This window comes from Streptomyces sp. NPDC026522, assembly GCF_055567555.1.
Genome location: NZ_JBVHQF010000005.1, coordinates 125266 through 150008 on the forward strand (window position 1 = coordinate 125266; position 24743 = coordinate 150008).

Genomic DNA, 24743 nt, shown 5'->3' on the forward strand with positions numbered 1-24743 from the left:
AAGTGCGGAAGTGGTCGTCGCGCCCGGTGACGATTAGTCGTGGGAGTGCAGCGGCTTGCCGGCCAGGGCCAGGTGGGCCTCGCCGAGCGCCTCGTTCTGGGTCGGGTGCGCGTGGATGAGCTGCGCGACCTCGGCAGGCAGGGCCTCCCAGTTGTAGATCAGCTGGGCCTCGCCGACCTGCTCGCCCATCCGGTCACCGACCATGTGGACGCCGACCACGGCACCGTCCTTGACCTGGACGAGCTTGATCTCGCCCGCGGTCTTCAGGATCTTGCTCTTGCCGTTGCCCGCCAGGTTGTACTTGAGGGCGACGACCTTGTCCGCACCGTAGATCTCCTTGGCCTTGGCCTCGGTGATGCCGACGGAGGCGACCTCGGGGTGGCAGTACGTGACGCGCGGCACACCGTCGTAGTCGATCGGGACGGTCTTGAGACCGGCCAGCCGCTCCGCGACCAGGATGCCCTCGGCGAAGCCGACGTGCGCGAGCTGGAGGGTCGGGACGAGGTCACCGACGGCGGAGATGGTCGGCACGTTGGTCTGCATGTACTCGTCGACCAGGACGTAGCCGCGGTCCATCGCGACGCCCTGCTCCTCGTAGCCCAGGCCCTGCGAGACCGGGCCGCGGCCGATGGCGACCAGCAGCACCTCGGCCTCGAAGGTCTTGCCGTCGGCGAGGGTGACGCGCACGCCGTTCTCGGTGTACTCGGCCTTGTCGAAGAAGGTGCCCAGGTTGAACTTGATGCCGCGCTTGCGGAACGCGCGCTCCAGGAGCTTGGAGCTGTTCTCGTCCTCGACCGGGACGAGGTGCTTGAGGCCCTCGACCACGGTGACGTCGGAACCGAAGGACTTCCACGCCGAGGCGAACTCGACGCCGATCACGCCGCCGCCCAGGATGATCGCGGACTCGGGCACGCGGTCCAGGACCAGCGCGTGGTCCGAGGAGATGATGCGGTTGCCGTCGATGTTCAGGCCCGGCAGCGACTTCGGTACGGAGCCGGTCGCCAGCAGGACGTGGCGGCCCTGGACGCGCTGCCCGTTCACGTCGACGGACGTCGGGGAGGAGAGCCGGCCCTCACCCTCGATGTAGGTCACCTTGCGGGAGGCGACCAGGCCCTGCAGACCCTTGTACAGGCCCGAGATGACCTCGTCCTTGTACTTGTGCACACCCGCGATGTCGATGCCCTCGAAAGAGGCCTTGACACCGAACTGAGCGGCTTCGCGCGCCTGGTCCGCGATCTCACCGGCGTGCAGCAGAGCCTTCGTGGGGATGCAGCCGTTGTGCAGGCAGGTGCCACCGAGCTTGTTCTTCTCGATCAGCGCAACGTCGAGACCCAGCTGGGAGGCGCGCAGCGCCGCGGCGTAACCGCCACTGCCACCGCCGAGGATCACTAGGTCGAAAACGGTGCTGGCGTCGTTCGCCACGTCACGTCCTCCATGCATGTGCGCCGGGCACCGGTCCTCTGTGACCGGGCGGCGGCTGGTATTCGGCCGCTTGTTTCTTCGGCCCTGTGGTGGGGGCCCTGTCCTGCCGAGAACCCATCTTCGCATTTGTCGGGGGAACACGGGACGCCGGGCCCCGGCTGGGGACGGCCGTTCTGCCGGAATGCGGGTTACCAGTGCGTAGAAAACTGCTGATCGTCGAGATTACGTCCACAGCGAACGCGCCCCGGGACCTCGTCCGGGTCCCGGGGCGCGTGATCACGAGGAGCCGAGGCGTCAGCCGAGGTCGCCCGTGGCGGTCCGCTCGGCCAGCCGCACCAGGGTGCGCACGGCGGAGCCGGTGCCGCCCTTGGGGGTGTAGCCGTACGGGGCGCTCTCGTGGAAGGCCGGGCCCGCGATGTCGAGGTGGGCCCAGGTGATGCCCTCGCCGACGAACTCCTGGAGGAAGAGGCCGGCGATCAGGCCGCCGCCCATCCGGACGCCCATGTTGGCGATGTCGGCGGTGGGGGAGTCCATGGTCTTGCGCAGGTCCTCGGGGAGCGGCATCGGCCAGGAGGCCTCGCCGACCTCCTCCGCGATCTCGTGGATCGAGGTGCGGAAGGCGTCGTCGTTCGCCATGATCCCGAAGGTGCGGTCGCCCAGCGCCAGCACCATCGCGCCGGTCAGGGTCGCCACGTCGACGATCGCGTCCGGGTTCTCCTCGGAGGCGCGGGTCAGCGCGTCGCCCAGGACCAGACGGCCCTCGGCGTCCGTGTTGAGGACCTCGACGGTCTTGCCGCTGTACATGCGCAGCACGTCACCGGGCTTGGTGGCGGAGCCGGACGGCATGTTCTCGGCGAGCGCGAGCCAGCCGGTGACGTTGACCTGGAGGCCCAGCTTGGCGGCCGCGACGACCGAGGCGAACACGGCGGCCGCGCCGGCCATGTCGCACTTCATCGTCTCGTTGTGGCCGGCCGGCTTGAGGGAGATGCCGCCCGAGTCGTAGGTGATGCCCTTGCCGACGAAGGCGAGGGTCTTCTCCGCCTTGGGGTGGGTGTAGGACAGCTTCACCAGGCGCGGCGGGTTCTCGGAGCCCTTGCCGACGCCCATGATGCCGCCGAAGCCGCCCTTGACCAGCGCCTTCTCGTCCAGCACCTGGACCTTGATGCCGTTCTCCTTCGCGGTCGCGGTGGCGACGGCGGCGAAGGCCTCGGGGGTGAGGTCGTTCGGCGGGGTGTTGACCAGGTCGCGCGCGACGTTGACCTCGGTCGCGACGACGACGGCGCGCTCGGCGGCGGCCTTGTGCTCCTTGTCGCGCGGCTTGGCGCCGAGCAGGGCGACCTCGGCCAGCGGCTGCTTCGGGCCGCCGTTCTTGTCGCCGCTCCTGGCGACCTTGTTCGCGCCGCCCTGGTAGGCGGTGAAGGCGTACGCACCGAGCAGCGCGCCCTCGGCGACGGCGGTGACGGCGGAGGCGTCGTCCAGCGGAAGGGCGAACGCGGCCTTCTTCGTGCCGTGCAGGGCGCGGGCGGCGGCGCCGGCGGCGCGGCGCAGGGCCTCTTCGTCGTACGACTCGTCCTGCTCCGGTACGGAGCCGAGCCCGACGGCCAGCACGACCGGGACCTTGAGACCGGCGGGCGCGGGGAGCTTGGTGACCTCGCCTTCGGCGCCCGAGGCGCCCATGGCGTCGAGTACGGCGGCCAGCTTTCCGTCGAACGCCTTGTCCACGGCCTCGGCGCCCGCGGCGACGACGGGCCCCTTCGGGCCCTTCGCCACGCCGACCACGAGGGCGTCGGCGCGGAGCGTCGCCGCGCCGGCAGTGCTGAGAGTCAGAGCAGTCACGGTGGTGAAGTCTCGCTTCCGTTTGTGGATGTGTGCGCTGCGGTCGCGTCAGGGTCGCCGGCCGCTCCGCAGCGATCGTATTCGGGCGCGGCGGCACCCGGAAACGAGCCTACGCGTACGCGGTCGTCCGTACGTCACTCGAAGGTTTGGCAAGTTGTTCGACGGAACCACTGACAGGTTCACCCATCTGTGGTCTCTGTTCCAGGTTTGCCCCTTAGACCTGACGAGGTCCGAGAGGATCGAGCCACTCTCGCAAGGGGGCGTGGGGTCCCTTTGCATGATTTCCACAGAGCCTCCCCGGTCGGCCGTCCGCCATGGCCGGTACCGAGGGAGCCTGCGGGGGGAAGGCCGAAATGGTCAGTAAGGCCGGAATGGTCAGCAAGAACAAGAACCGGATGAACAGGGCCGCCGCGGCGATGGCCGCGACCGCCCTGATGTCCGTGGCGGTGCCCGCGGCGACCGCCCAGGCGGCCACCGTCGTACCGCGCGTCGACCTCAGGGTGCTGGTCGTCGACGACGGCGGCAGCTCGGTCGCCGCGATCACCGCCGAACTCCGGGACACCGGGGTCCCCTTCACCCGCGTCGACCTGGGCAGCGGCAGCCGCCCGGTGATCAACGCGGCGTTCCTGAGCGACACCGTCGACGGCCGGCCGCGGGCCAAGTTCCAGGGCGTCGTCCTGCCCAACGAGAACCCCTTCGGCGCCGGCTCCGCCGAATCGGCCGCGCTCAGCGCGTACGAGACGGCCTACGGCATCCGCCAGGTCGACGCCTACACCTGGGCGCACCCCGAAGTCGGCCTGGAATACACCGACAACGGCGGCTACAGCGGCACCCTCGACGGCACGCAGGCCGCCGTAACCGCCGCCGGCAAGGCGGGTCCCTTCGGCTACCTCGGGGGCCAGGTCACCTTCGAGGACAACTCGCCGCTGATTCCGGAGAGCTACGGGTTCATCGCCAAGCCCCGCACCGGCTACACCAGCTACCTCGACGCCCCCGTCGGCTCGGACCGGGCCTCGCTGGTCGGCGAGTACGCCCACGACGGACGCAGCGAACTGGTCGTCACCTTCGGTTACAACCAGTACCAGCAGCAGTTCCGGCTGCTCGCCCGGGGCATCGTCGACTGGCTGACCCAGGGGGTCCACCTCGGCCAGGAGCGCAACTACTTCGCGGTCCACGTCGACGACGTCTTCGCCCCGGACGCCCGCTGGGACCAGGCCCTCAACTGCACGCCCGGCGACTACGCCTGCGCCGGCGGCACGGAGAGCGACATCCGGATGACCGCCGCCGACGCCCAGTACGCGGCGCAGTGGCAGCAGTCCAAGGGCTTCAAGCTGGACCTGCTCTTCAACGCGGGCGCCGGGGAGGAGTGGAAGACGGAGCACGGCGGCACCGACGCGCTGACCGCCCAGCTGATCGCCGACCGCGCCCAGTACCGGTGGCTGAACCACACCTACACCCACCTCTTCCTCGGCTGCGTCCAGGACGTCAGCACCGTGCCGTGGAGTTGCACCAAGAACGCCACGGGCGCCATCAACTGGGTGAGCCGCGCCGACATCTCCGCCCAGATCCGCGACAACAACAACTGGGCCGCCTCCAAGGGCATCACCACCGACCGCTCCGAGCTGGTCACCGGCGAGCACTCCGGCCTCAAGACCCTGCCGCAGCAGGCCGACGACAACCCGAACCTGGCGGGCGCCCTCGCCGACAACGGGGTCAAGTGGGCCGGCAGCGACAGCTCCCGCGAGTCCGGCCAGCGCGCCGTCGGCGCCGCCCTGACCGTCCCCCGGTACCCGATGAACGTGTACTACAACACGGGCACCAACGCGGAGATGGCCGACGAGTACAACTGGATCTACACCAGCCGCGCCCAGGGCGGCAGTGGCGCCTGCGAGGACAACCCGGCGACCTCCACCTGCCTGCCGGCCCCGCTCGACGCCGCCACCGGCTACCTGGACTACGTCGTCCCGACCGAGGCCCGCACCGCGCTGCGGCACGTGCTGGCCAACGACCCGCGTCCGCACTACGTCCACCAGTCCAACCTCGCCGAGGACCGCACCCTCTACCCGGTCCTCAACCAGGTCCTCGACACCTACCGCACGCTCTACGCGCCCAGCGCCCCGATCGTCAACCAGAGCATGAAGGACACCGGCGTCGAACTCAGCCGCCGCGCCGCCTGGGACGCGGCGCTCGTCGCCAACAAGGTCACCGCCTACCGCATCGGCAAGGACGTCACCGTCAAGGCGCCCTCGGGCGTGGTCGCGCCCGTCACGGCTCCCGTCGGCACCAAGAAGCAGCTCCTGCTCGGCACCGCGGACTTCGGCACCGCGTACGCGGGCACCCGCTCCGCCTGGACGGCTCCCGAGCCGCTCCAGTCGGCGGTCACGCTCAAGCTGGCCTGACCGCCCGCCGGCCCTCCGCCGGGCCGGAACCGTCGCATCCGCACGCGTACGCAGCACCACCTTGAGCCGGCGCTCCGCGAACCACGGGCGCCGGCCCCTTTTCCGTCCTGGGGGGACACACCGCATGAGCCATGGGCGCCATGTCACCATGCTCACCGAAGGCACCTACCCACACGTCCACGGGGGCGTCAGCACCTGGTGCGACCAACTGGTCCGGGGAATGCCGGAGGTCGACTTCAACGTCATAGCCCTGACCGGCTCCGGACGCGAGCCGGTCACCTGGCAACTGCCCCGCAACGTCTACCGGCACACCGCCGTGCCGCTCTGGGGCCCGCCGCCGCCCCGCTCGCTCCGTTCGGCCCTGCGCGGCAAGGCCCGGCGCCGCTTCACCGACACCTACGAAACGTTCTTGCTGTCGCTGCTCGATCCCACCCGCGGCGGATTCTCCCAAGCCCTGCGGGAACTGGCCGTGCTGGCCCGCTCCGGCCGCCTCGCCCCGGCCCTGCGCTCGGAGTCCGTCCTGCGGCTGCTGATGGACCTCTGGACCCGCCCGGGCATGCCAACCGCCGCGGCCGCGCCCACCATCCACGACGCCCTCACCGCCACCGACCTGCTGGAACACGCCCTGCGCCCGCTCGGCGTGCGCATCCCGCGCGACAGCGTCTCGCACGCCGTCAGCAGCGGCCTCGCCACCCTGCCGGCCCTCGCCGCGAAACACCTCGACCAGGTGCCCTTCCTGCTCACGGAGCACGGCATCTACCTCCGCGAGCGCTACCTCGGCTACCGCACCGCCGAACAGCGCTGGCCCGTGAAGGCCCTCATGCTCGGCTTCTACCGCGAGCTGAACAGCGAGGGCTACCGGCAAGCCGACCTGATCACCCCCTGCAACCAGTACAACCGCCGTTGGGAGGAGCGCGGCGGCGCCGCCTCCGACCGGATCCGTACCGTCTACAACGGCGTCGACCCGTACGCCTTCCCCGAGGCCGGCCCCGAACCCGAGGTGCCCACCCTCAGCTGGTGCGGCCGCGTCGACCCCATCAAGGACCTCGAAACCCTCATCCGCGCCTACGCGTACATGCGCCAGGAGGTACCCGCCCTGCGACTGCGCCTCTTCGGCCCCGTCCCGGCCGGCTGCGAGGACTACAAGCTCCGCCTGGAGAAACTCGCCGCCGAGATCGGGGTGTCCGACGGGATCACCTTCGAGGGCCGCATCGCGGAGGTCGCCCGGGCCTACGCGGCCGGCTCGATCGTGATGCTCTCCTCGATCAGCGAGGGTTTCCCCTTCAGCATCATCGAGGCCATGTCCTGCGGCCGCACCACCGTCTCCACCGACGTCGGCGGGGTGCGCGAGGCCGTCGGCGACACCGGGCTCGTCGTCCCGCCCCGCGAGCCGGAGACCATGGCCCGCGCCACCCTCGCGCTGCTCCGCGACGACGAACGCCGCGCCGAACTCGGCCGGCTGTCCCGCAAGCGGGTCGTCGAGAAGTTCACCCTCCACCAGTCCGTGGACGGGTTCCGCCACATCTACCGGGAACTCGCCGGCCAGCCCGTCCTGCCGGTCCACCCGGGCGACGACTGGACCCAGCGGCTCGCCGACCCCTGGTACCGGGAGCTCGCCGCATGGGGGCCCCCGGGGACGGGCGTACCCCCGGCGGTAGCCGGGGGCGAGCTCGGGGGAGGGAGCCGGTGAGCGGATCCCTGTGGCTCAAGGTGCCCGGCGGCAACACCCTGCCCGCCGTCCCCCGGCCCCGGCGGACGGCCCCGCCGGCCGCCGACCCGATGGACGAGCTCGCCGACCGGTTCGACGCGCTCATCGCCGCCGCCGTCCATCCCGACGAGATCGCCGCCATCCTCGAATCCGACGGGATGAACGACGAGTACATCCGCCTCACCTACGGCCGCCACGACTCCTTCGCGCTCGCGGAGGAGCTCTACGCCCGGGTGCCCCGCTCCTTCCCGGAGCCCGCGAGCATCCCCGACCCCTGGCAGGTCTCCCTCACCGCCTGCCTGCTGCGCGGGGTGATCTTCGCCCTGCCCGGCCTCGCCTACCTGCTGGGCGCCCCCCTGCTGGAAGGCCCGCCGGACCGGCTCGGCCTGCCCGCCGGGACGCTCACCCTGCTGGCCGGCGCCCTGATCGGCTGGGTGTGGGACCAGACCCTGTCCCACCGGGCCTACTCCTGGCTCGGCCTCGGCGACCGGGCCGCCGCCGGGCGGACCCTGCTCGCCGGGGCGCCGGCCGGGGCGCTGCTGGGCACCGCCGCCGCCCTGGCGGTGCCCGGCGGGCCGCCGTTCTCCTACGTGTTCGCCGCCGGGCAGGCGCTGTACGTCGGCGCCGCCACCGTCCTGCTGGTCCTCGGCCGGGAGCGGATGCTGCTCGCCGCGCTCGGTCCGATGGCCGCGGGGGCGGTGCTCGCGCTGTTCACCGACCTGCCCGTCCCGGCGCGGGTCGCCCTGCTGGCGGTGTCCCTGCTGGCCGCCTGTGCCCTGGCGGTACGGGAACTGCCGCTGGCCGAGACGGTACGGGCCCTCGCCCGCCGGGCCCGCGGCCGGACCCGGGCCCGCCCGGGCGGCGGCCCCGTGCGGTGGCGGATGCTGCGCGGCGCCGAGGAGGAGTACGCGCCGCGCGGGCCCCGGCTCGCGGACTCCGTGCCGTACGGCGTCTTCGGCCTGGGCACCGGGCTGCTCGTGCTGTACGCCGCCCTGGGGGAGGTGCTCGCCGGAGGCCCGGCCGAGGCGGTCGCCGCGCCCTCGGCGGTGGCCCTCACCCTCAGCATGGGCCCCGCCGAATGGCTGCTGCACCGGTTCCGCAGCGGCAGCCTCGCCGGGCTGCGGGCGGCCCGCTCGCCCCGCGCGTTCCGGCGCCGGATGCTGGCCACCCTGGCCCGCTGCCTCGCCCGGTACCTGGCGGTGCTGCTGGCGCTGGGCATCGCCGGGACCCTGCTGTGGCCCGGCGCGCCCAGCCTGACCGGGGCCCGGGCGGCGACGCTGCTGCTGCTCGGCGCCGTGATGTGGACCGGGCTGCTGCTCCAGTCCTTCGGGGCGGTCCGGCCCGCCGCGGTGGTCTGCGCCTCGGCGGCGGTCGTGCAGAGCCTGGCCGTGCTGACCGGGCTCGGGCAGCCGCGGCTGGTCCAGCTGGTGGTGGCCGGCACCGCGGCGGCCGCCCTGGCCGCGCTGGTCTGCCTGCTGCTGGGCCGGGCCACGGCGCACCGCTGAGCGCGCCCGGCCCGGCCGGACCCCGCGCACGTGACACCGTACGAGTCGACGCACAAGAAGAAGGACCTCATGCTGCTGGTGCCCCTCTACGAGCACCCCGCCGACCGGCCCGAGGCGTGGGAGCTGCTGATCGCCTCGGCCGGGCGGCTGCATTCGGTGGTGCTCAACCCCGACAGCGGGCCGGGCGAGGCCCCCGACGAACGGTTCGCCGCGGTCGCCGGGCGGCTGCGGGCCGCCGGGGTCCCCGTCCTGGGGTACGCCGACACCGACTACGGGCGGCGCCCGCACGCGGCCGTCGTCCAGGACCTGCTGCGCCACCGCGACTGGTACGCCACCGACGGGGCCTTCCTCGACCAGGCGTCCGCCGAGCCGGAACTGCTCCCGCACTACGGGCGGCTCACCGTCGCCGCCCGGGCCGCGGGCGCCCGCACCCTCGTCCTCAACCACGGCGCCCACCCGCACCCCGGATACGCCGCGCTCGCCGACCTGCTCGTCACCTTCGAGGGCCCCTGGGACGCCTACCGGGACGCGGGCGCCCCGCCGGCGTGGACCGCCGAGCACCCCGCCCAGCGGTTCTGCCACCTCGTGTACGCCGTCCCGCCGGGCGCACCGGCCGCCGAACTCGCCCTGGAGCGGGGGGCCGCCGTGCACTGCGCGGTCCCCGGCTCCGGCCCGCACCCGTGGGGGACCCTCCCGTACGACCTGGAGGCCACCGCATGAGGCGCCGCGCACTGCCCTGGCTGCTCGTCGGCCCGCTCCTGCTCCTCGCCTCCTGTACGTCCGCGCCCGAGCTGCCGGAACCCGACGACCTGTCACCCGACCCGCCGCCGGGGCAGCGCTGGCAGCCCGCGCCGGGGGTGAGCTGGCAGTGGCAGCTGACCGGCACGCTGGACACCTCGGTGAAGGCGGCGGTGTACGACGTCGACGGCTTCAACACCACCAAGGAGCAGGTGGCCGCCTTGAAGAAGGCGGGCCGCAAGACCATCTGCTACCTCTCCACCGGCGCCTGGGAGGACTTCCGTCCCGACGCCGCCGACTTCCCGAAGGAGCTGCTGGGCGACGGCAACGGCTGGGAGGGCGAGCGCTGGCTGGACATCCGGCGCTCGGCCGAGCTGGCGCCGCTGATGGCCAAGCGGTTCGACATGTGCAAGGAGAAGGGCTTCGACGCGATCGAGCCCGACAACATGGACGGGTACGCCAACTCGTCCGGCTTCCCGCTCACCGCCGACGACCAGCTGGCCTACAACCGGCTGATCGCGAAGCTCGCGCACGACCGGGGGCTCTCGGTCGGGCTGAAGAACGACCTCGACCAGATCCCGCAGCTGGTCGGGGACTTCGAGTTCGCCGTCAACGAACAGTGCGCGGAGTTCGACGAGTGCGAGCGGTACCGGCCGTTCGTCGCGGCCGGGAAGGCCGTCTTCCACGTCGAGTACGAGGGCCGGCTGCGCGAGTGGTGCCCCACCTCGCAGCGGGAGAAGCTCAGCTCGCTCCAGAAGAAGACCGACCTGGACGCCTGGCGCCGCTGGTGCCCGCCCAGGGGCGAGCCGTAGCGGCCCCCGCGCCGACCGTGGCCGCGTACGCCGCGATGCCTTCTGCGGTCGCACCCGCCCAGCCCACGTACCCGTCGGGCCGGACGAGGAACACCCCGTCCCCGTAGGGCGCGTAGGACGGGACGCACACGGTGCGGACGCCGGGCAGGTCCGGGAGGTCCGCCTGCCCTTGCGTGCCGACGGCCAGCAGCGTCCAGTGCGGTCCGCGGAACGCGTCGAAGAGGCGTACGCCCCCGGGCACCCCGTCCGGTGCCCGGTCGCCGGCCCGCAGGGCGGCCTCGGGCAGGCCGGTGCGGGTGTCCACGGAGAGGGAGGAGTCCCGGTAGCCCAGGCCCAGCATCCGGGTGGCCGCCCCGCGCCGGGCCTCGCCCCGGTGGATCCGGGTGGACAGGCCGAGCATGTCGGCCGCCACGGGCAGCCGTTCCTCCTCGTAGGTGTCGAGCAGGGCTTCGGGGGCCCGCCCGGCCAGCACCGCCGCGAGCTTCCACCCGAGGTTGTACGCGTCCTGGACGCTGGTGTTGAGCCCCTGGCCGCCCGCGGGGGAGTGGACGTGCGCGGCGTCCCCGGCGAGGAAGACGCGACCCTCGCGGAACCGGTCGGCGAGCGCCGCGCGGGGTCGGAAGTCGGAGGCCCAGCGCACGTCCGTCACGTCCTCGGGGGCGAGGTGGGAGCGGGCGGCCACGACGGTACGGATGGCGTCGGGGGTGAGGTCGATGTCCGTGCCCGCCGGGAACTGGGCGGTGAGCTGGAAGTCCTCCGTGCCGGCGAGCGGACAGAGCGCGAGGACCCCGGTGTCGTCGGCGGCCGGGAAGATGTGCCAGTTGTCGCGGTCGAGTCCCCTGACGCGGACGTCGGCCACGAGGACCGGGTTCGGGTCGACGCTCTCGCCGGTCATCGGGATGCCGAGCGCGCGGCGCACGGTGGACCGGCCGCCGTCGGCGGCCACGACGTAGCGGGCGCGGACGGGCTCCCCGGAGGCGAAGACGGCGTCCACTCCGTCGGCGTCCTGGTCGAAACCGGCCAGTTCCCGGCCGAAGGCGACCGTGCCGCCGAGTTCCGTGAGCCTGGTGAAGAGGATCTCCTGGGTGCGCCACTGCGGCACCATCCAGGGCTCGTGGTAGGGCGAGTCCGCGCGGGGGGTGCCCGCGTCGAACATCGGGAGCTCGCTCCGGCGCCGGCCCTCCCGCCAGATCATCCCGACGGGGTAGGGGCCGCCGGCCGCGTCGACGGCGTCGCCGACGCCGAGGTCGTCGAAGACCTCCCGGGTGCGCGGCTGGATGCCCTTGCCGCGGGAGCCGGGGAAGAGGCCGTCGGCGCGCTCCACGACGAGGGCGTCGACCCCGCGCCGGGCCAGGTCGACGGCGAGCGCGAGGCCGGTGGGGCCCGCGCCGACGATCAGGACGTCCGGGTTCGTGCCACCGCTCGTGCCGGTGCCCATGCTGCTCATGCCACTTCTCCTTAACGTCGTTAAGTTCCCTCTCAAGAGTGGCCTTAACGGTGTTAAGCTGTCAAGCGTGACGACCCGGAGACCCCCGAAACTGGACAAGAAGCAGGTCGTGGAGACGGCGCTGCGCCTGCTGAACGAAGTGGGCCTGGACGGACTGACGCTGCGGGCCATCGCCAAGGAACTGAACGTCCAGGCACCCGCCCTCTACTGGCACTTCAAGGGCAAACAGGAACTGCTGGACGAGATGGCTACCGAGATGTACCGCCGGACGGTCGCGGGGGTGCGGCTCGCCCCGGAGGCCACCTGGCAGCAGCGGCTCCGGGCCGTCAACCGTGCGCTGCGCGCGACGTTGCTCGGCTACCGCGACGGCGCCAAGGTCTTCAGCGGCTCGCGCTTCACCGGCACCGAACACGCTCCCGAGCTGGAGGCGAACCTGCGCGCGCTGGTCGACGCCGGCTTCACGCCGCCCCAAGCGGTCCGCGCCTTCTCGACCGCCTCCTGCTTCACCCTCGGTTTCGTCACCGAGGAACAGGGCGTCGAGCCCGTCCCGGGCGAACGCCGGGAGGGCTACGACGTCACCGAACGCGCGGCCCGGATGTCGGCGTTCCCGCTCGCCGCGGCCGCGGGCGCCGACCTCTTCCAGCACTACGACGAGGGCTTCGAGGAGGGCCTGTCGCTGGTCATCGCGGGCGTCGAAGCCCGCTACCGCACACCCTGAAGAGTCCCGGCCGCCCGCGGGCGGCCGGGACTACGCCGGCAGGACCGCGTGGACCCGGTAGCCGCCGCCGTAGCGCGGCCCGGCAAAGCAGGATCCGCCCAGCGCCCCGGCCCGCTCGCGCATCCCCAGCAGGCCGTGGCCGCCGCCCGGGTCGGCCGGGCGGGGAGCGGAGTCCGCCGAGGTGCCCCCGTCGTCCAGCACCGTCACCTCCACCGACGCCCCCACCCGGACCACGCTGACCTCGGCCGTAGCCCCCGGGCCGGCGTGCTTGCGGACGTTGGTCAGGGCCTCCTGGATCACCCGGTACGCGGCCAGGTCCACGGCCGCCGGGAGCGGATCCGCCTCCCGGCCCAGCTCGACCATCACCTTCACCGGCAGCCCGGCGTTGCGGAAGGTCTCCGTCAGCTCCGCCAGCACCCCCAGCCCCGGCGCGGGCTCCGTCGGCGCCTCCGGATCACCGGACTGGCGCAGCAGCCCGACCGTGGCGCGCAGCTCGTTCAGCGCGGACCGGCTGGCGTCCCGTACGTGGGCCAGCGCCTCCTTGGCCTGGTCGGGACGCTTGTCCATCACGTGCGCCGCCACCCCCGCCTGCACGTTGACCAGGGCGATGTGGTGCGCCACCACGTCGTGCAGGTCCCGCGCGATGCGCAGCCGCTCCTCGGCGACCCGGCGCCGGGCCTCCTCCTCCCGGGTGCGTTCGGCGCGCTCGGCCCGCTCCCGGATGGCGTCGATGAACGCCCGGCGGCTGCGCACCGCGTCCCCGGCGGCCGCCGCCATGCCGGTCCAGGCGAAGACGCCGATGTTCTCCTGCGAGTACCAGGGCAGCGGCCCGGCCAGCATGGCCACGCCCGTCAGCCCCGCCATGGTGAGCAGGCCGACCTTCCAGGTGGTGGGCCGGTCGGTGCGGGCCGCCAGGGTGTACAGCGCGATCACCGCGCTCATCACGACGGGCGTCCGGGGTTCCCCGGTCGCCAGCTCCAGCAGCGACAGGGCGATGGTCACGGCGAGCACCGCGCGCGGCCGGCGGCGCCGGAACACCAGGGCCGCGGCGCCCAGCAGCATCAGCAGCAGCGAGAAGGGCTCGGGGGCGCGGGTGCCGAAGGCCGGCCCGTGCGGCCCGTGCGGAGTGGCGAAGGAGCCGACCACCATGGCGACGAGCGCCCCGAGCGCGAGTACGCCGTCGGTGGCCAGCGGATGGAGCCGCAGCCATTGCCGGACCGCGCAGAAGGGCTCCTGCCGGGTGGGGTCTGTCGTCACGGGAAGCTACGGTACGGCCTCCTCCCGCGGTCCCGGTCAGTCGCTGCGCGCGGGCGGCGGAGGGGGCGTGGGCGTGGGCGGAGGAGGTGTGGGCGAAGGGGGCGTGGGCGGCGGCCGGCGGCCCAGCGGTATCCGGGAGCGCTCCGGCCCCCACTTCGCGCGGACCACGCACACCGCCATGACGGCGGCGATGGCGGCCAGGTGCTCCTTGCCCGCCAGGTTGTCCTTGATCAGCACCTCGCCGATCATGACGGCGATCACCAGGGCCCCCGTCAGGTACGCCCGGTAGCGCCAGCACACGAAGATGGCGAGCCCCACCACCGCCGCCGACGGCCCGGTGTCGTTGACGACGCGGTCGGACACCGGCAGGCCGAAGGGGTGGTCAGGGCCCAGCGAGAGCCCGATCCGGGCGTACGTGGTCCCGGCGAGCGTGGCCACGTAGCCGATCACCAGGGTGCGCCACCAGCCGATGCAGATCTCGGAGATGCCGAAGACCAGCAGGATCTGGCCGAGCGCCCCCCACACCGGCAGGTCGAGTGCCGGTACGAACAGCGAGAGCGGGGTCCGCAGGAGCGCCAGCCAGAGCGGGTCGGCGGCCTTGACGGAGCCGAGGTCCTGCACCGGCTGGAAACCCCAGTGGGTGTTCTGGACGATCTGGAACAGCGAGGTCAGGGCGACCGCGCCGAGGGTCATCGGGATCGCACGCCACTTCTCGTGGACGAGCGCGTCCCGGATCGTCCAGAACAGGGGCCCCCACTCGCGGCGGGCGAACCGCCGCGGTGAGGGGTTCGACCACGCTGTCAACGACGCGTCTCCAGATGTCTGCGGTGCAGCCACTTCGGCAGGCCGGGTGCCTCCAGGAAGCCCTCGGCCCGGCCCGCCGCGATACCGATCCGCAGCAGGTCGGAACTCTTCTCGAAGAGCATGAACCGCGGTTCCCAGATCGGCCGGTATTTGGCGTTGGCCCGGTAGAGGGACTCGATCTGCCACCAACGGGAGAAGAAGCTCAGCAGCGAGCGCCACATGCGCAGCACCGGACCCGCGCCGAGCTTAGACCCCCGTTCGAAGACGGAACGGAACATCGCGAAGTTCAGTGAGACCTGTGTGACGCCGATCTCCTTCGAGCGCTTCAGCAGTTCGATGACCATGAACTCCATCAGACCGTTCTCGGAGTCCCGGTCCCGGCGCATCAGGTCGAGCGACAGGCCCTTGGGACCCCACGGCACGAAGGACAGCACGGCGCGCAGCTCGCCCTGCCCGTCGAAGCACTCCAGCATCACGCACTGGCCGTCGTCCGGATCGCCCAGCCGGCCCAGCGCCATCGAGAAGCCGCGCTCGGTGGCACCGTCGCGCCAGTCGTCGGCCCGCTTGAGGAGGTTGTCCATCTCGTCCGCCGGGACGTCGGCGTGCCGCCGGATGCGGACGGTGTACCCGGCGCGCTTGACGCGGTTGAAGGCCTGCCGGACGGTCCGCATGGCGCGGCCCTCCAGGGTGAACTCGTCCGTCTCGACGATGGCCTCGTCACCGAGTTCCAGCGCGTCCAGGCCGTGCCGCGCGTAGATCTGCCCGGCCTCCTCGCTGGCGCCCATCACGGCCGGGATCCAGCCGTGCTCGCGGGCCTCGGCCAGCCAGGGCTCGATGGCGCCCGGCCAGGCCTCCGGGTCGCCGATCGGGTCGCCGGAGGCCAGCGAGACACCGCCGACGACGCGGTACGTGACGGCGGCCTTGCCGGTGGGGGACCAGATGACGGACTTCTCCCGGCGCAGCGCGAAGTAGCCCAGCGAGTCGCGGTCGCCCTGCTTGGCGAGCAGCGCCCGCAGCCGCTCCTCGTCCTCGGGGGTCAGCGGGTCGACGGCGCGGCGCGCGCGGAACGCCGCGAACAGCACGGCGAGCAGCAGCATCATCGACATGACGTTGATCGAGACGTCCACCCAGCTGGGGGTGGCGATCCCGTCATAGGCCCGGTCGTTGGGCTCCAGGGTGACCAGCCGCATCACGCCGTACCGCCAGCGGGCCAGGAACGTCGCCTGGGCCCGGTCGGGGTCGGTGTTGGTGGCGCCGACCAGCAGGGCGGCGACGAGCGAGGTCAGCAGCAGGCCGACGGCGCCGACGGCGGTGGCGAGCTTGGGGTTGGACCGGTCGCCCTTGGCGTAGAACTCGTGCCGGCCCAGCACCAGGGCGCCGACGAACGCGGCGGTCAGGATCAGCGACACCCAGTTCTGGGCGTGGTCGCGGAACTCGGGGTAGCAGAAGTTGAACTCCCCGCCCGTGCAGGGGGCGAAGGCGGCGGTGGCGAAGGCGAACAGCAGCATCCCGCTGATCACCAGGTTCAGGATCCAGGCGGCCCGCTTGCGGCGGCCCATGGTGACCGCGAGGATCAGCGAGAACAGCCCGGACGCGAAGCCGGCCGTGAGCAGGTACGGGGTGTAGAAGTCGGCGGTGTTGTGCCGGCGCAGGTCCTGCCCGAGCGAAAGCCACACCGCGCTGAGGAAGTTCACGAAGGTGACGGCACGCAGGTACCAGACCGCGAACGCGGCCCCGCGCCGCGATCGTCCGGTCCCCCTGCGGCCGGCCGCCTTGTCGGCGCCCTCACCGCCGGGTTCTTTCCTGCCGTTGGCTGCCGTCGTGGTTTCTACGCTGGTCAAGCGGACCTCTCCCATGGAATGCGATGTTATGGGGCGTCACCGTCCACGGGCGGTTCGAGCACCCCGGACTGCTCAGGCCCGTGGCGCCCGTCGACTCAGTCCTTCGGTTCCTCCGCCGCCCGCTCGGGCAGGTCCGCCGCGAGTGCGGCGGCCGCTTGGACGAGGGGGAGGGCCAGCAGGGCCCCGGTTCCTTCCCCCACTGTGACGCCGTGGTCGAGCACGGGGTTGAGCGCCATCCGGTCCAGGGCTTTGGCCTGGCCCGGCTCCCCGCTGGCCTGGCCGGCCAGCCACCAGTCCGGCGCCCGGAACGCGGCCCGCTGGGCCACCAGGCCGCAGGCCGCCGACACGATGCCGTCGAGGATGACCGGCGTACGGCGTACCGCGCACTGGAGCAGGAACCCGGTGACGGCGGCGACGTCCGCACCGCCGACCTTGGCCAGCAGGGCCACCTGGTCGCCCAGCACGGGCCGGGCCCGGCGCAGCGCGTCGCGGATCGCCGCGCACTTGCGCATCCAGGCCAGGTCGTCGATGGGGGCCCCGCCGCGGCCCGTCACCACGGAGGCGTCCGTGCCGCACAGGGCCGCGATCAGCGTCGCGGCCACCGTGGTGCCGCCCACGCTGAGGTCGCCGAGCACGACGAGGTCGGTGCCCGCGTCGGCCTCCTCGTCGGCGACGCGCATCCCGAGCCGGAGCGCGGCCTCGGCCTCCTCGGGCGTCAGGGCGTCCTCCACGTCGATGCGGCCGCTGCCGCGCCGGACCCGGTGGCGGGTGACGTCCGCCGGAAGCAGCCCGGGGTCGCAGTCCAGTCCCGCGTCGACGACGCGGACACCGGCGCCGAACCGGCCGGCCAGGACGGCGACCGGGCTGGTCCCGTCGAGCACCGCGCGCACCAGTTCGTGGGCGGAGCCCGCGGCCCGGCCGGAGACGCCGGCGGCGGCGATCCCGTGGTCGGCGGCGAACAGCACGACGCGCGGCCGCTCGATCGCCCGGACCGGTACCCGCCCCTGGGCGGCGGCCAGCCACTCGCCGAGCTCGTCGAGCCGGCCCAGCGCGCCGGGCGGCACGGCCAGCCGTTCGCGGCGATCCTCGGCATCACGACGGACGCCCCCGTCGGGGCGTTCGATCAGATCGGAGAACTCGTCGAGATTCAGCGTGGTCATCTGCCAGAGCGTACAGGCGGTGAGGCCCTCCCTCAGGCCCGGTCCGGCAAGCCGTCGCCGGCCTCCCGCGGGCCCCGCCGGGGTCAGGGCTTCAAGATCAGCGCCTGGCCGGCCACGACCAGCAGTACGTGCTCGCACTCGGCCGCCACCGCGTTGTTCAGCCGGCCCAGCTCGTCGCGGAAGCGCCGCCCCGAGGCGGTCGCGGGAACCACGCCCGCACCCACCTCGTTGCTGACGAACACCACCGTCCGCCCCGTCGTGCGCACGGCCTCCACCAGCGCGCCGGTCCGCTTGCGCAGCTCGGTCAGGCCGCCCGCCGCCCACACCGAGTCGTCCCACGCGCCCGCCCGGTCCATCGCGTCCGTCAGCCACAGCGCCAGACAGTCAACCAGTAGCGGCGGCCCGTCCCCGTCCGCCAGCAGCGGCGCCAGCTCGCACGTCTCCACCGTCCGCCAGCTCGCCGGACGCCGCTCCCGGTGCAGGCCCACGCGCTGCGCCCACTCCGCGTCCCCGTCCCGGGAGCCGCCCGTGGCGACGTAGACCACCTCGGGGAACGGCGCCAGCCGCCGCTCGGCCTCGTACGACTTCCCCGAGCGGGCCCCGCCCAGCACCAGCGTCCGCCGCGGCACCTGCGGCAGCGCGCGGTACTCCCCGGCCACCACCGTGGTGCCGTCCGCCACCGTCCGCGCCCCGACGGCCGCGCACCGGCGCTCCAGCTCCCGGCCCGGCGGGGCGTCGTGGTCCAGGTGCACGGCGATCACATCGGTGGCCGGGCCGACCGCCCCGCTCGCCCGCAGCCGCGCCAGCGCCTCCGGACGGCCGAGCACGTCCGCGAGGACCACGTCGTACGGGAGCTGCCCGCTCGTGGCGTGGGCCAGGCCCGCCGGGGCCCCGCCCGGCGGCAGGTACAGCAGCCGGCCGCCGTCCGGCGCGGTGACCTCGTACCCCGTGCCCGGGGCGTCCATCGGCACGGCCCGCACCCGGTGGCCGCTGATCACGGCCAGCTCCCGGCCGTCCGGCACCCGGCCGGCGGCGGGCAGCCCGGGCGGCAGCTCCACCGCCGGGCCGTCGTGCGGGTGGGTGAGCAGCACCTGCCGCACCCCCGACAGCGAATGCCCCGCACGGGCGCCGGCCAGCACCGCCCCCGGGGTCAGGTCCAGCAGCAGCGCGCCGTCCACCAGGACGGCGGTCGCGGCGCGGGCCGCCGGGCCGACGGCCAGGGCGCAGGCGGCGCAGGGACAGCCGGGGCGGGGCAGTCCTTCGGGGGTACCGGTACCGAGGAGAGTGAGTTCCACGGGATGATCCTCCCGCGTCGCCGGGACTGCTGCGCGCCCGGCTACTCTGCGGGCAGACTCAAGGGGAGTACGCGCGCGAGCGGCGGACGAGCAACGGAGGCGGACATGGCGTGGACGTGGCGGTTCGAGGCGGCCGACGGCGGCGAGACCAACCCGTCGGTGGAGCCTGAGGAGTTCACCACGCAGGGGGACGCGGAGTCCTGGATCGGGGAGTACTGGAAGGACCTGCTGGAGGGCGGCGTCGAGCGGGTCAAGCTGGCCGACGACGGCGGCACGGAGCTGTACACGATGAGCCTGCGCGAGGCGCTGGACGCGTGAGCGCCTGACGCGGCGGCGGTGTACGGGGTCAGCCCCGTACACCGCACAGGTGCAGCAGCGCCGCCACCCCGCGGTAGGGGTCGGTGCGTCCGGCCCGTTCCTCGGCGGCCAGCAGCCGCTCCAGTTCCGCGTCCTGCGGCAGGCTCTCGCCGGCCTCGGTGCCGTCCGTGAAGACGCGGACGCCGTACCAGGTGTGGAGCGGGGCGCCGATCCCGGACAGGGTCGCGGTCAGATCGGCCAGCCGGTCGGCCCGTACCTCCAGGCCGAGCCGGTTCGTGTAGTCGACGGTGTCGAAGGCGGCCAGCGCGGCCGACCAGTCCCCCTCCAGCCCGGGCCGCATGGCGAGGGCGTCGCCGTTGCGCACCAGCAGGGACAGCAGTCCGCCGGGGGCCAGCATGCGGGCCAGCCCGGCGACCATCGCGTCCGGTTCGGGCACGTACATCAGCACGCCGTGGCACAGCACCACATCGAAGCTGCCGGGACCGAAATGAGCTCCGGTCTCGCGGCCGTCGCCCTCCAGCAGCCGGACCCGGTCCTGGATCCCGGGCGGCTCGGCGGCCAGCGCGGCGTGCGCGACCGCCAGCATGTCGGGGTCCTGCTCCAGGCCGGTGACCATGTGCCCGGCCCGGGCCAGGCGCAGCGCCTGGGTGCCCTGCCCCATGCCCACGTCGAGCACGCGCAGCCGCTGCCCGACCGGGAAGCGGTGCACGATCTGCTCGTCGACCTGACGGCCCACGAGTTCCTGGCGGACGGCGTTGCGCAGCCCGCCCAGTCCCTCCAGCCACAGCCGGGCGCCCCCGGCGAATCCCTGCTTCCCCTCCCCTGACGCCCCGGAGCGGGGCGTCGCTCGGCTCAGGGCCGTTCCCCGCGCTTGACCTGCGGCTTCGGAAGGCGCAGGCGGCGCATCTGGAGGGTGCGCATCAGGCCGTAGGCGACGGCGCCGCGCTTCGGCTCGTTCGGGAAGCGCGTGTTCACGGCCTTGCGCAGGCGGATGAACAGGCCGATGGAGTCGAGGATGATCAGGACGATCACGCCGAGCCACAGCAGCAGCGCGATGTTCTGGATCGAGGGGATCCGGACCATGCTCAGCACCAGGATGATCACCGCGAGCGGCAGGAACATCTCGGCGACCGAGTAGCGGGAGTCCACGTAGTCGCGGACGAACTTGCGGACCGGGCCCTTGTCACGGGCGGGCAGGTAGCGTTCGTCGCCGTTGGCGAGCGCCTCGCGCTGCTTGGCCAGCTCTACCCGGCGGCGCTCACGGGCGCGCTTGGCATCCTCCTTGCGGTTGCCGGTCGAGGCCACCACTGCCTTGCGCTGCGACTGGGCCACAGCACGCTTCGGCGTCGGGCGGCCCTTCGGGGCCTGGGGGTTACGGGGCTGCGAAAGGCCGGCGCTCACCTTTTCGGTGGCGGCGTCCTTTTCTTCCTTGGAGGAACGGCTACCAAACACAAAACCCAAGCCTACGTGCTCGTGCGCCGCCGCCCCACCTCGGCGGGGAACGATCCGGCAACGGCGGGCGTCTTCTGTGTGCAGGGTTTCTTACCGCGGGTGCGCCTCCCGCTTCTCCTGGGACCACCTACTCCTTGCGCCCGATACGGCGGGGGAGACAGTCGTCCTGGAGGAGGAGCGCATCCGCGTCGGAACAGTGCGGTAATAGAGGCAGGGCCCGTACTGTGGGTCCTGCTGGCGGCCGTCTCGGGTGACCGGGCACCGCCATGGCTGTGACCTGGAGCGAAGTCCGTCTAGAAGGGGGCGCGCGAAGCCCATGAGCGGTGTCATGAAGCGTATGGGGATGATCTTCCGCGCGAAGGCGAACAAGGCCCTTGACCGGGCTGAGGACCCGCGCGAAACCCTCGACTACTCGTACCAGAAGCAGCTGGAACTGCTGCAGAAGGTGCGTCGGGGAGTCGCCGACGTGGCGACCTCCCGCAAGCGGCTGGAACTGCAGCTGAACCAGCTCCAGGGCCAGTCCGCCAAGCTGGAGGACCAGGGCCGCAAGGCGCTCGCCCTCGGCCGCGAGGACCTGGCCCGCGAGGCCCTGTCCCGGCGCGCCTCCCTCCAGCAGCAGGTCAGCGACCTGGAAGTGCAGCACCAGACCCTCCAGGGCGAGGAGGAGAAGCTGACGCTGGCCGCCCAGCGCCTGCAGGCCAAGGTGGACGCCTTCCGGACGAAGAAGGAGACCATCAAGGCCACCTACACCGCGGCCCAGGCGCAGACCCGGATCGCCGAGTCCTTCTCCGGCATCTCTGAGGAGATGAGCGACGTCGGCCTCGCCATCCAGCGCGCCGAGGACAAGACCGCCCAGCTCCAGGCGAGGGCGGGCGCGATCGACGAGCTGCTGGCCTCCGGCGCGCTGGACGACCAGAGCGGTCTCGGCTCCAAGGACGACATCCAGGCCGAGCTCGACCGTCTCTCCGGCGGCACCGACGTGGAACTGGAACTCCAGCGGATGAAGGCCGAGCTGGCGGGCGGCCCGTCCGCCCAGCAGCAGGCCATCGAGGGCGGCGCGCCGGGAACCGGCCGGCCGTCGCAGACCCAGCACCGGTTCGACAAGCAGTAGGACGGGGCCCGTCATGATTGTCCGCATCATGGGGGAAGGCCAGGTGAAGCTGGCCGACAGCCACTTCGCCGAGCTCAACGCGCTGGACGACGAACTCCTCGCGGAGATGGAGTCCGGGGACGAGCAGGGGTTCCGCAGCACGCTCGGCGCCCTGCTCGATGCCGTCCGGCGGCTCGGCGAGCCGCTGCCGGACGATGCGCTGGAGCCGTCGGAACTCATCCTGCCCGCCCCGGACGCGACGCTGGACGAGGTCCGGGAGATGCTCAGCGACGACGGCCTGATCCCCAGCTGACCCTTGCGCTGACCCTCGCGCAACCGGCAGGGTCCGCCGCTCAGTGCGGCGGACCCTTGCGCATGGAGATCCGCTGCGGGTCCGGGGTGCCGCCGATGAACTCCTCGAACTTGCGGCGCGGCGCGGCCCAGCGCCGGTCGTGGTGGAAGGCCCGCAGCCCGGCCCTGGCGCGGGCCCGCGGGCGGTTCGCGTAGAACCGCTTCGCATACGGAGAACCGGGCCGGGCCAGCCGGATCGCGCCGATCAGCGCCACGAAGGGCACGACCGTCCCGAACAGCGCGGTGCGCGGCTTGCCCTTCCAGAGGGCGACCAGCGCCAGGAAGAAGTTCCCGGCCATGTTCAGGACGACCAGGCCCCGGCTCTGCCGCTCCCCGGGGCTGAGGTCGTTGACCCCGAAGGGCAGGAACCCGCCCAGTACCAGCGCCACCAGCGCGGCCGTCAGGACCACGATCTCGACGCTCTTGCGGCCCTGCTCGCTCCAGTAGACGTCGTCGAGGTGCAGGATCAGCGCGAACTCGTCCAGGACCAGGCCCGCGCCCAGTCCGAAGAGCACGGCCGAGGCCAGCGCACCGAAACCGCCCCGGCCGCTGGCGATCGAGCCGAACCCGCCGATGATCACCAGGACCACCCCGGGCACCACGTGGTGGATGTGCAGGCCGCCCGGGGAAACGTTGCGGAACGGGCCCTTGCCGGCCCGGATCAGCCGGGTGATCACACGGGTGACCAGGAACGACAGCACGAACGACAGCAGGGCGAGCAGCAGCGGCAGCTTGCCCGGTTCGATAATGTTCCGATACCACCAGTGACCCATACCCGCCGGCTCCTTCCGCTGGCACCTCCCGGTTTAGCAGGTATTGGGCAATTTACCGGCCTCCGTGAGCGGGTAGCGTTCGCGCCGATGACAGATTCGTACGAAGATCCGCCGACCGCCCCGCCCGCGGAGCGTGCCCCGTTCACCGACGGGCTCCGCTTCGCGTTCGGCACGCTCACCGTGCTGCCCGCCCGCATCACCCGCTGGGACCGGCCGGCCGCCCGCACCGGGATGGCGTGTGCCCCGGTCGCCGGCCTCGTCGTGGGCGCGCTCGCGGCGGCGGCAGGAGCGCTCCTGCTGCTCCTCGGCGGCGGCCCGCTGCTGGCCGCGGCCGTCACCGTCGCCGTCCCGGCCGCGCTGACCCGGGGGCTGCACCTCGACGGGCTGGCCGACACCGCCGACGGGCTGGGCAGCGCGAAGCCGGCCGAGGACGCGCTGCGGATCATGAAGCAGTCCGACATCGGCCCCTTCGGCGTGATCTCCCTGCTCTTCGTACTGCTGATCCAGGTGGCCGCCCTGGCCGACGCCTACGCGGACGGCTGGGGCCGGGGGGCCCTCGCCGCCGTGACCGCCGCCGTCGCCGCCCGGCTCGCGATGACCCTGGCCGCGCGCGACGGAGTCCCCGCCGCCCGGCCCGGGGGCCTCGGCGCGGCCGTCGCGGGCGTGCTCCCGCGCCGCTCGGCCGCCGCCGTCGCCGTCCTCGCCACGGCGGCGGTCGCGGCCGCGGCGCTCCCGCTGGGCCTGCCCGCGGCCGCCCGGCACGCCGCCGCGGTACTCCTCGCCCTGGGCGCCGCCGAACTCCTGCTGCGCCGCTGCGTGCGCCGCTTCGACGGGGTCACCGGGGACGTCTTCGGAGCCCTCTGCGAGACCGCGGCCACCGTGACGCTGCTGACCCTCGCCCTGGGATAGGCCCAGGTCTACCGCCCCGCCGGGCGCCCGCGGTACGCGACCGCCGGCTGACACCGCGGGCCCGGGCGCCGCCGGACGGCCCGGGCGCGGGCCGGCGGGGCCGGCGCCGTACGCTCGGGGCGTGGAAGAGACGCCGACGCCCATCAGGGTGCTGCTCGCCGACGACCAGGCGCTGCTGCGCAGCGCGTTCAAGGTGCTGGTCGACTCCGAGCCCGACCTGCACGTCGTGGGCGAGGCCTCCGACGGCGCCCAGGCCTACGCCCTGGCCCGGGAACACCGGGCCGACGTCGTCCTCATGGACATCCGGATGCCGGGCACCGACGGCCTCGCCGGCACCCGCATGATCACCGCCGACCCGGCACTCGCCGCGGTCCGCGTCGTCATGCTGACCACCTTCGAGGTCGACGAGTACGTGGTCCAGGCCCTGCGGGCGGGCGCCTCCGGCTTCCTCGGCAAGGGCGCCGAGCCCGAGGAGCTGCTCACCGCCATCCGGGTCGCCGCCGCCGGCGAGGCGCTGCTCTCCCCGGCCGCCACCAAGGGGCTGATCGCCACCTTCCTCGCCCAGGGCGCCCCGGCCGACGCCCCCGTCCCCGGCTCCGCGCACGCCGAGCGGCTCGCCGCGCTGACCGGCCGCGAGCGCGAGGTGCTCGTACTCGTCGCGGCGGGCCTCTCCAACGACGGCATCGCCGCCCGCCTGGAAGTCAGCCCGCTCACCGTCAAGACGCACGTCAACCGGGCCATGGCCAAGCTGGGCGCCCGCGACCGGGCCCAACTGGTCGTCATCGCCTACGAATCGGGCCTGGTCCGGCCCCGCGCGGACTGAGCGGGGCGCGGGCCGCGCAGTAGGGCGGCGTACTGCGGGCGCGGTACGCGGGACGCGAGGACGGCACCTGGGAGCGACGCGCGGC

The 24743-nt window shown here is 73.2% G+C and carries 22 protein-coding genes; 11 read left to right on the plus strand and 11 right to left on the minus strand.

The features are described from left to right. Positions 1 to 33: 33 nt before the first annotated feature. Positions 34 to 1422 carry a dihydrolipoyl dehydrogenase gene (gene lpdA, locus ACZ4M3_RS14635; protein WP_467732469.1) on the minus strand — a complete coding sequence of 463 codons (1389 nt, stop codon included), beginning with the start codon at positions 1420 to 1422 and terminating at the stop codon, positions 34 to 36. Between the two features lie 294 nt (positions 1423 to 1716). Then, the gene (locus ACZ4M3_RS14640) at positions 1717 to 3258 is read right to left on the minus strand and encodes a leucyl aminopeptidase (RefSeq protein ID WP_467732471.1); all 1542 of its coding nucleotides are present in this window, start codon (positions 3256 to 3258) and stop codon (positions 1717 to 1719) included. A 353-nt stretch (positions 3259 to 3611) separates the two neighbouring features. Here ACZ4M3_RS14640 and ACZ4M3_RS14645 point away from each other — a divergent pair, with 353 nt between their 5' ends. From ACZ4M3_RS14645 to ACZ4M3_RS14665, 5 genes are all read left to right on the plus strand, one after another. Then, entirely contained in the window at positions 3612 to 5657 is a 2046-nt protein-coding gene (locus tag ACZ4M3_RS14645; protein ID WP_467732473.1) for a hypothetical protein, read from the plus strand. Between the two features lie 124 nt (positions 5658 to 5781). After that, positions 5782 to 7347, plus strand: a complete 1566-nt coding sequence (pelF, locus tag ACZ4M3_RS14650; protein ID WP_467732475.1) for a GT4 family glycosyltransferase PelF — start codon at positions 5782 to 5784, stop codon at positions 7345 to 7347. Beyond that, entirely contained in the window at positions 7344 to 8870 is a 1527-nt protein-coding gene (locus ACZ4M3_RS14655) for a hypothetical protein (protein ID WP_467732477.1), read from the plus strand. The genes pelF and ACZ4M3_RS14655 overlap by 4 nt, the downstream gene beginning before the upstream one ends. A 69-nt stretch (positions 8871 to 8939) precedes the next feature. Then, the gene (locus ACZ4M3_RS14660; RefSeq protein ID WP_467733092.1) at positions 8940 to 9590 is read left to right on the plus strand and encodes a spherulation-specific family 4 protein; all 651 of its coding nucleotides are present in this window, start codon (positions 8940 to 8942) and stop codon (positions 9588 to 9590) included. Then, positions 9587 to 10420, plus strand: coding sequence for an endo alpha-1,4 polygalactosaminidase (locus tag ACZ4M3_RS14665; RefSeq protein ID WP_467732479.1), 834 nt, complete (start codon positions 9587 to 9589; stop codon positions 10418 to 10420). Before ACZ4M3_RS14660 ends, ACZ4M3_RS14665 begins: the two co-directional genes overlap by 4 nt. On the opposite strand, the gene ACZ4M3_RS14670 is transcribed toward ACZ4M3_RS14665, so the two are convergent. Next, a complete protein-coding gene (locus ACZ4M3_RS14670; protein ID WP_467732481.1) occupies positions 10350 to 11867 on the minus strand; it encodes an FAD-dependent oxidoreductase in 1518 nt (505 codons plus the stop codon). The two genes, ACZ4M3_RS14665 and ACZ4M3_RS14670, sit on opposite strands and share 71 nt — an antisense overlap. A gap of 67 nt (positions 11868 to 11934) precedes the next feature. On the opposite strand from ACZ4M3_RS14670, the gene ACZ4M3_RS14675 reads away from it, so the two are divergent. Beyond that, entirely contained in the window at positions 11935 to 12585 is a 651-nt protein-coding gene (locus ACZ4M3_RS14675) for a TetR/AcrR family transcriptional regulator C-terminal domain-containing protein (RefSeq protein ID WP_467732483.1), read from the plus strand. Between the two features lie 30 nt (positions 12586 to 12615). Here the strand turns inward: ACZ4M3_RS14675 and ACZ4M3_RS14680 are convergent, their stop codons facing one another. The 5 genes from ACZ4M3_RS14680 to ACZ4M3_RS14700 form a co-directional block, all read right to left on the minus strand. After that, positions 12616 to 13842: a sensor histidine kinase gene (locus tag ACZ4M3_RS14680; protein WP_467732485.1), complete on the minus strand. Its 1227-nt coding sequence runs from the start codon at positions 13840 to 13842 to the stop codon at positions 12616 to 12618. Positions 13843 to 13878: 36 nt separating this feature from the next. Further along, on the minus strand, positions 13879 to 14646 hold the full coding sequence (locus ACZ4M3_RS14685) for a hypothetical protein (protein WP_467732487.1): 768 nt from the start codon (positions 14644 to 14646) through the stop codon (positions 13879 to 13881). Further along, on the minus strand, positions 14643 to 16502 hold the full coding sequence (locus tag ACZ4M3_RS14690) for a phosphatidylglycerol lysyltransferase domain-containing protein (RefSeq protein ID WP_467732489.1): 1860 nt from the start codon (positions 16500 to 16502) through the stop codon (positions 14643 to 14645). The genes ACZ4M3_RS14685 and ACZ4M3_RS14690 overlap by 4 nt, the downstream gene beginning before the upstream one ends. An 80-nt stretch (positions 16503 to 16582) precedes the next feature. Then, positions 16583 to 17638, minus strand: a complete 1056-nt coding sequence (cobT, locus tag ACZ4M3_RS14695) for a nicotinate-nucleotide--dimethylbenzimidazole phosphoribosyltransferase (RefSeq protein ID WP_467733094.1) — start codon at positions 17636 to 17638, stop codon at positions 16583 to 16585. Positions 17639 to 17730: 92 nt separating this feature from the next. Further along, a complete protein-coding gene (locus ACZ4M3_RS14700; protein ID WP_467732491.1) occupies positions 17731 to 18942 on the minus strand; it encodes a bifunctional adenosylcobinamide kinase/adenosylcobinamide-phosphate guanylyltransferase in 1212 nt (403 codons plus the stop codon). 105 nt (positions 18943 to 19047) lie between these two features. On the opposite strand from ACZ4M3_RS14700, the gene ACZ4M3_RS14705 reads away from it, so the two are divergent. Then, entirely contained in the window at positions 19048 to 19260 is a 213-nt protein-coding gene (locus ACZ4M3_RS14705; RefSeq protein ID WP_467732493.1) for a hypothetical protein, read from the plus strand. Positions 19261 to 19288: 28 nt separating this feature from the next. Here the strand turns inward: ACZ4M3_RS14705 and ACZ4M3_RS14710 are convergent, their stop codons facing one another. Further along, on the minus strand, positions 19289 to 20032 hold the full coding sequence (locus ACZ4M3_RS14710) for a class I SAM-dependent methyltransferase (protein WP_467733096.1): 744 nt from the start codon (positions 20030 to 20032) through the stop codon (positions 19289 to 19291). A gap of 80 nt (positions 20033 to 20112) precedes the next feature. Then, on the minus strand, positions 20113 to 20712 hold the full coding sequence (locus ACZ4M3_RS14715; protein WP_467732495.1) for a DUF3043 domain-containing protein: 600 nt from the start codon (positions 20710 to 20712) through the stop codon (positions 20113 to 20115). Positions 20713 to 21028: 316 nt separating this feature from the next. Here ACZ4M3_RS14715 and ACZ4M3_RS14720 point away from each other — a divergent pair, with 316 nt between their 5' ends. Both ACZ4M3_RS14720 and pspAA read left to right on the plus strand, forming a co-directional pair. Continuing rightward, positions 21029 to 21823 (plus strand): PspA/IM30 family protein, encoded by a 795-nt coding sequence (locus ACZ4M3_RS14720; protein WP_467732497.1) that lies wholly within the window; start codon positions 21029 to 21031, stop codon positions 21821 to 21823. 13 nt (positions 21824 to 21836) lie between these two features. Beyond that, positions 21837 to 22115 (plus strand): PspA-associated protein PspAA, encoded by a 279-nt coding sequence (gene pspAA, locus ACZ4M3_RS14725; protein ID WP_467732498.1) that lies wholly within the window; start codon positions 21837 to 21839, stop codon positions 22113 to 22115. A 40-nt stretch (positions 22116 to 22155) separates the two neighbouring features. Here pspAA and ACZ4M3_RS14730 read toward each other — a convergent pair whose 3' ends face one another. Next, positions 22156 to 22926, minus strand: a complete 771-nt coding sequence (locus ACZ4M3_RS14730; protein WP_467732500.1) for a hypothetical protein — start codon at positions 22924 to 22926, stop codon at positions 22156 to 22158. Positions 22927 to 23013: 87 nt separating this feature from the next. Between ACZ4M3_RS14730 and ACZ4M3_RS14735 the strand changes: the two genes are divergently transcribed. Together ACZ4M3_RS14735 and ACZ4M3_RS14740 are read left to right on the plus strand one after the other, a co-directional pair. After that, positions 23014 to 23835 carry an adenosylcobinamide-GDP ribazoletransferase gene (locus ACZ4M3_RS14735; RefSeq protein WP_467732502.1) on the plus strand — a complete coding sequence of 274 codons (822 nt, stop codon included), beginning with the start codon at positions 23014 to 23016 and terminating at the stop codon, positions 23833 to 23835. Between the two features lie 121 nt (positions 23836 to 23956). Next, positions 23957 to 24658 carry a response regulator gene (locus ACZ4M3_RS14740; protein ID WP_467732504.1) on the plus strand — a complete coding sequence of 234 codons (702 nt, stop codon included), beginning with the start codon at positions 23957 to 23959 and terminating at the stop codon, positions 24656 to 24658. Positions 24659 to 24743 lie beyond the last annotated feature (85 nt).

Bases quoted from the DNA above. Each gene is read 5' to 3' on its own strand.
- ACZ4M3_RS14645 (WP_467732473.1), top strand. From the start codon at position 3,612: ATGGTCAGTAAGGCCGGAATGGTCAGCAAGAACAAGAACCGGATGAAC.
- pelF (WP_467732475.1), top strand. From the start codon at position 5,782: ATGAGCCATGGGCGCCATGTCACCATGCTCACCGAAGGCACCTACCCA.
- ACZ4M3_RS14660 (WP_467733092.1), top strand. From the start codon at position 8,940: ATGCTGCTGGTGCCCCTCTACGAGCACCCCGCCGACCGGCCCGAGGCG.
- ACZ4M3_RS14665 (WP_467732479.1), top strand. From the start codon at position 9,587: ATGAGGCGCCGCGCACTGCCCTGGCTGCTCGTCGGCCCGCTCCTGCTC.
- ACZ4M3_RS14670 (WP_467732481.1), bottom strand. From the start codon at position 11,867: ATGAGCAGCATGGGCACCGGCACGAGCGGTGGCACGAACCCGGACGTC.
- ACZ4M3_RS14690 (WP_467732489.1), bottom strand. From the start codon at position 16,502: ATGGGAGAGGTCCGCTTGACCAGCGTAGAAACCACGACGGCAGCCAAC.
- ACZ4M3_RS14705 (WP_467732493.1), top strand. From the start codon at position 19,048: ATGGCGTGGACGTGGCGGTTCGAGGCGGCCGACGGCGGCGAGACCAAC.
- ACZ4M3_RS14720 (WP_467732497.1), top strand. From the start codon at position 21,029: ATGAGCGGTGTCATGAAGCGTATGGGGATGATCTTCCGCGCGAAGGCG.
- pspAA (WP_467732498.1), top strand. From the start codon at position 21,837: ATGATTGTCCGCATCATGGGGGAAGGCCAGGTGAAGCTGGCCGACAGC.
- ACZ4M3_RS14730 (WP_467732500.1), bottom strand. From the start codon at position 22,926: ATGGGTCACTGGTGGTATCGGAACATTATCGAACCGGGCAAGCTGCCG.
- ACZ4M3_RS14735 (WP_467732502.1), top strand. From the start codon at position 23,014: ATGACAGATTCGTACGAAGATCCGCCGACCGCCCCGCCCGCGGAGCGT.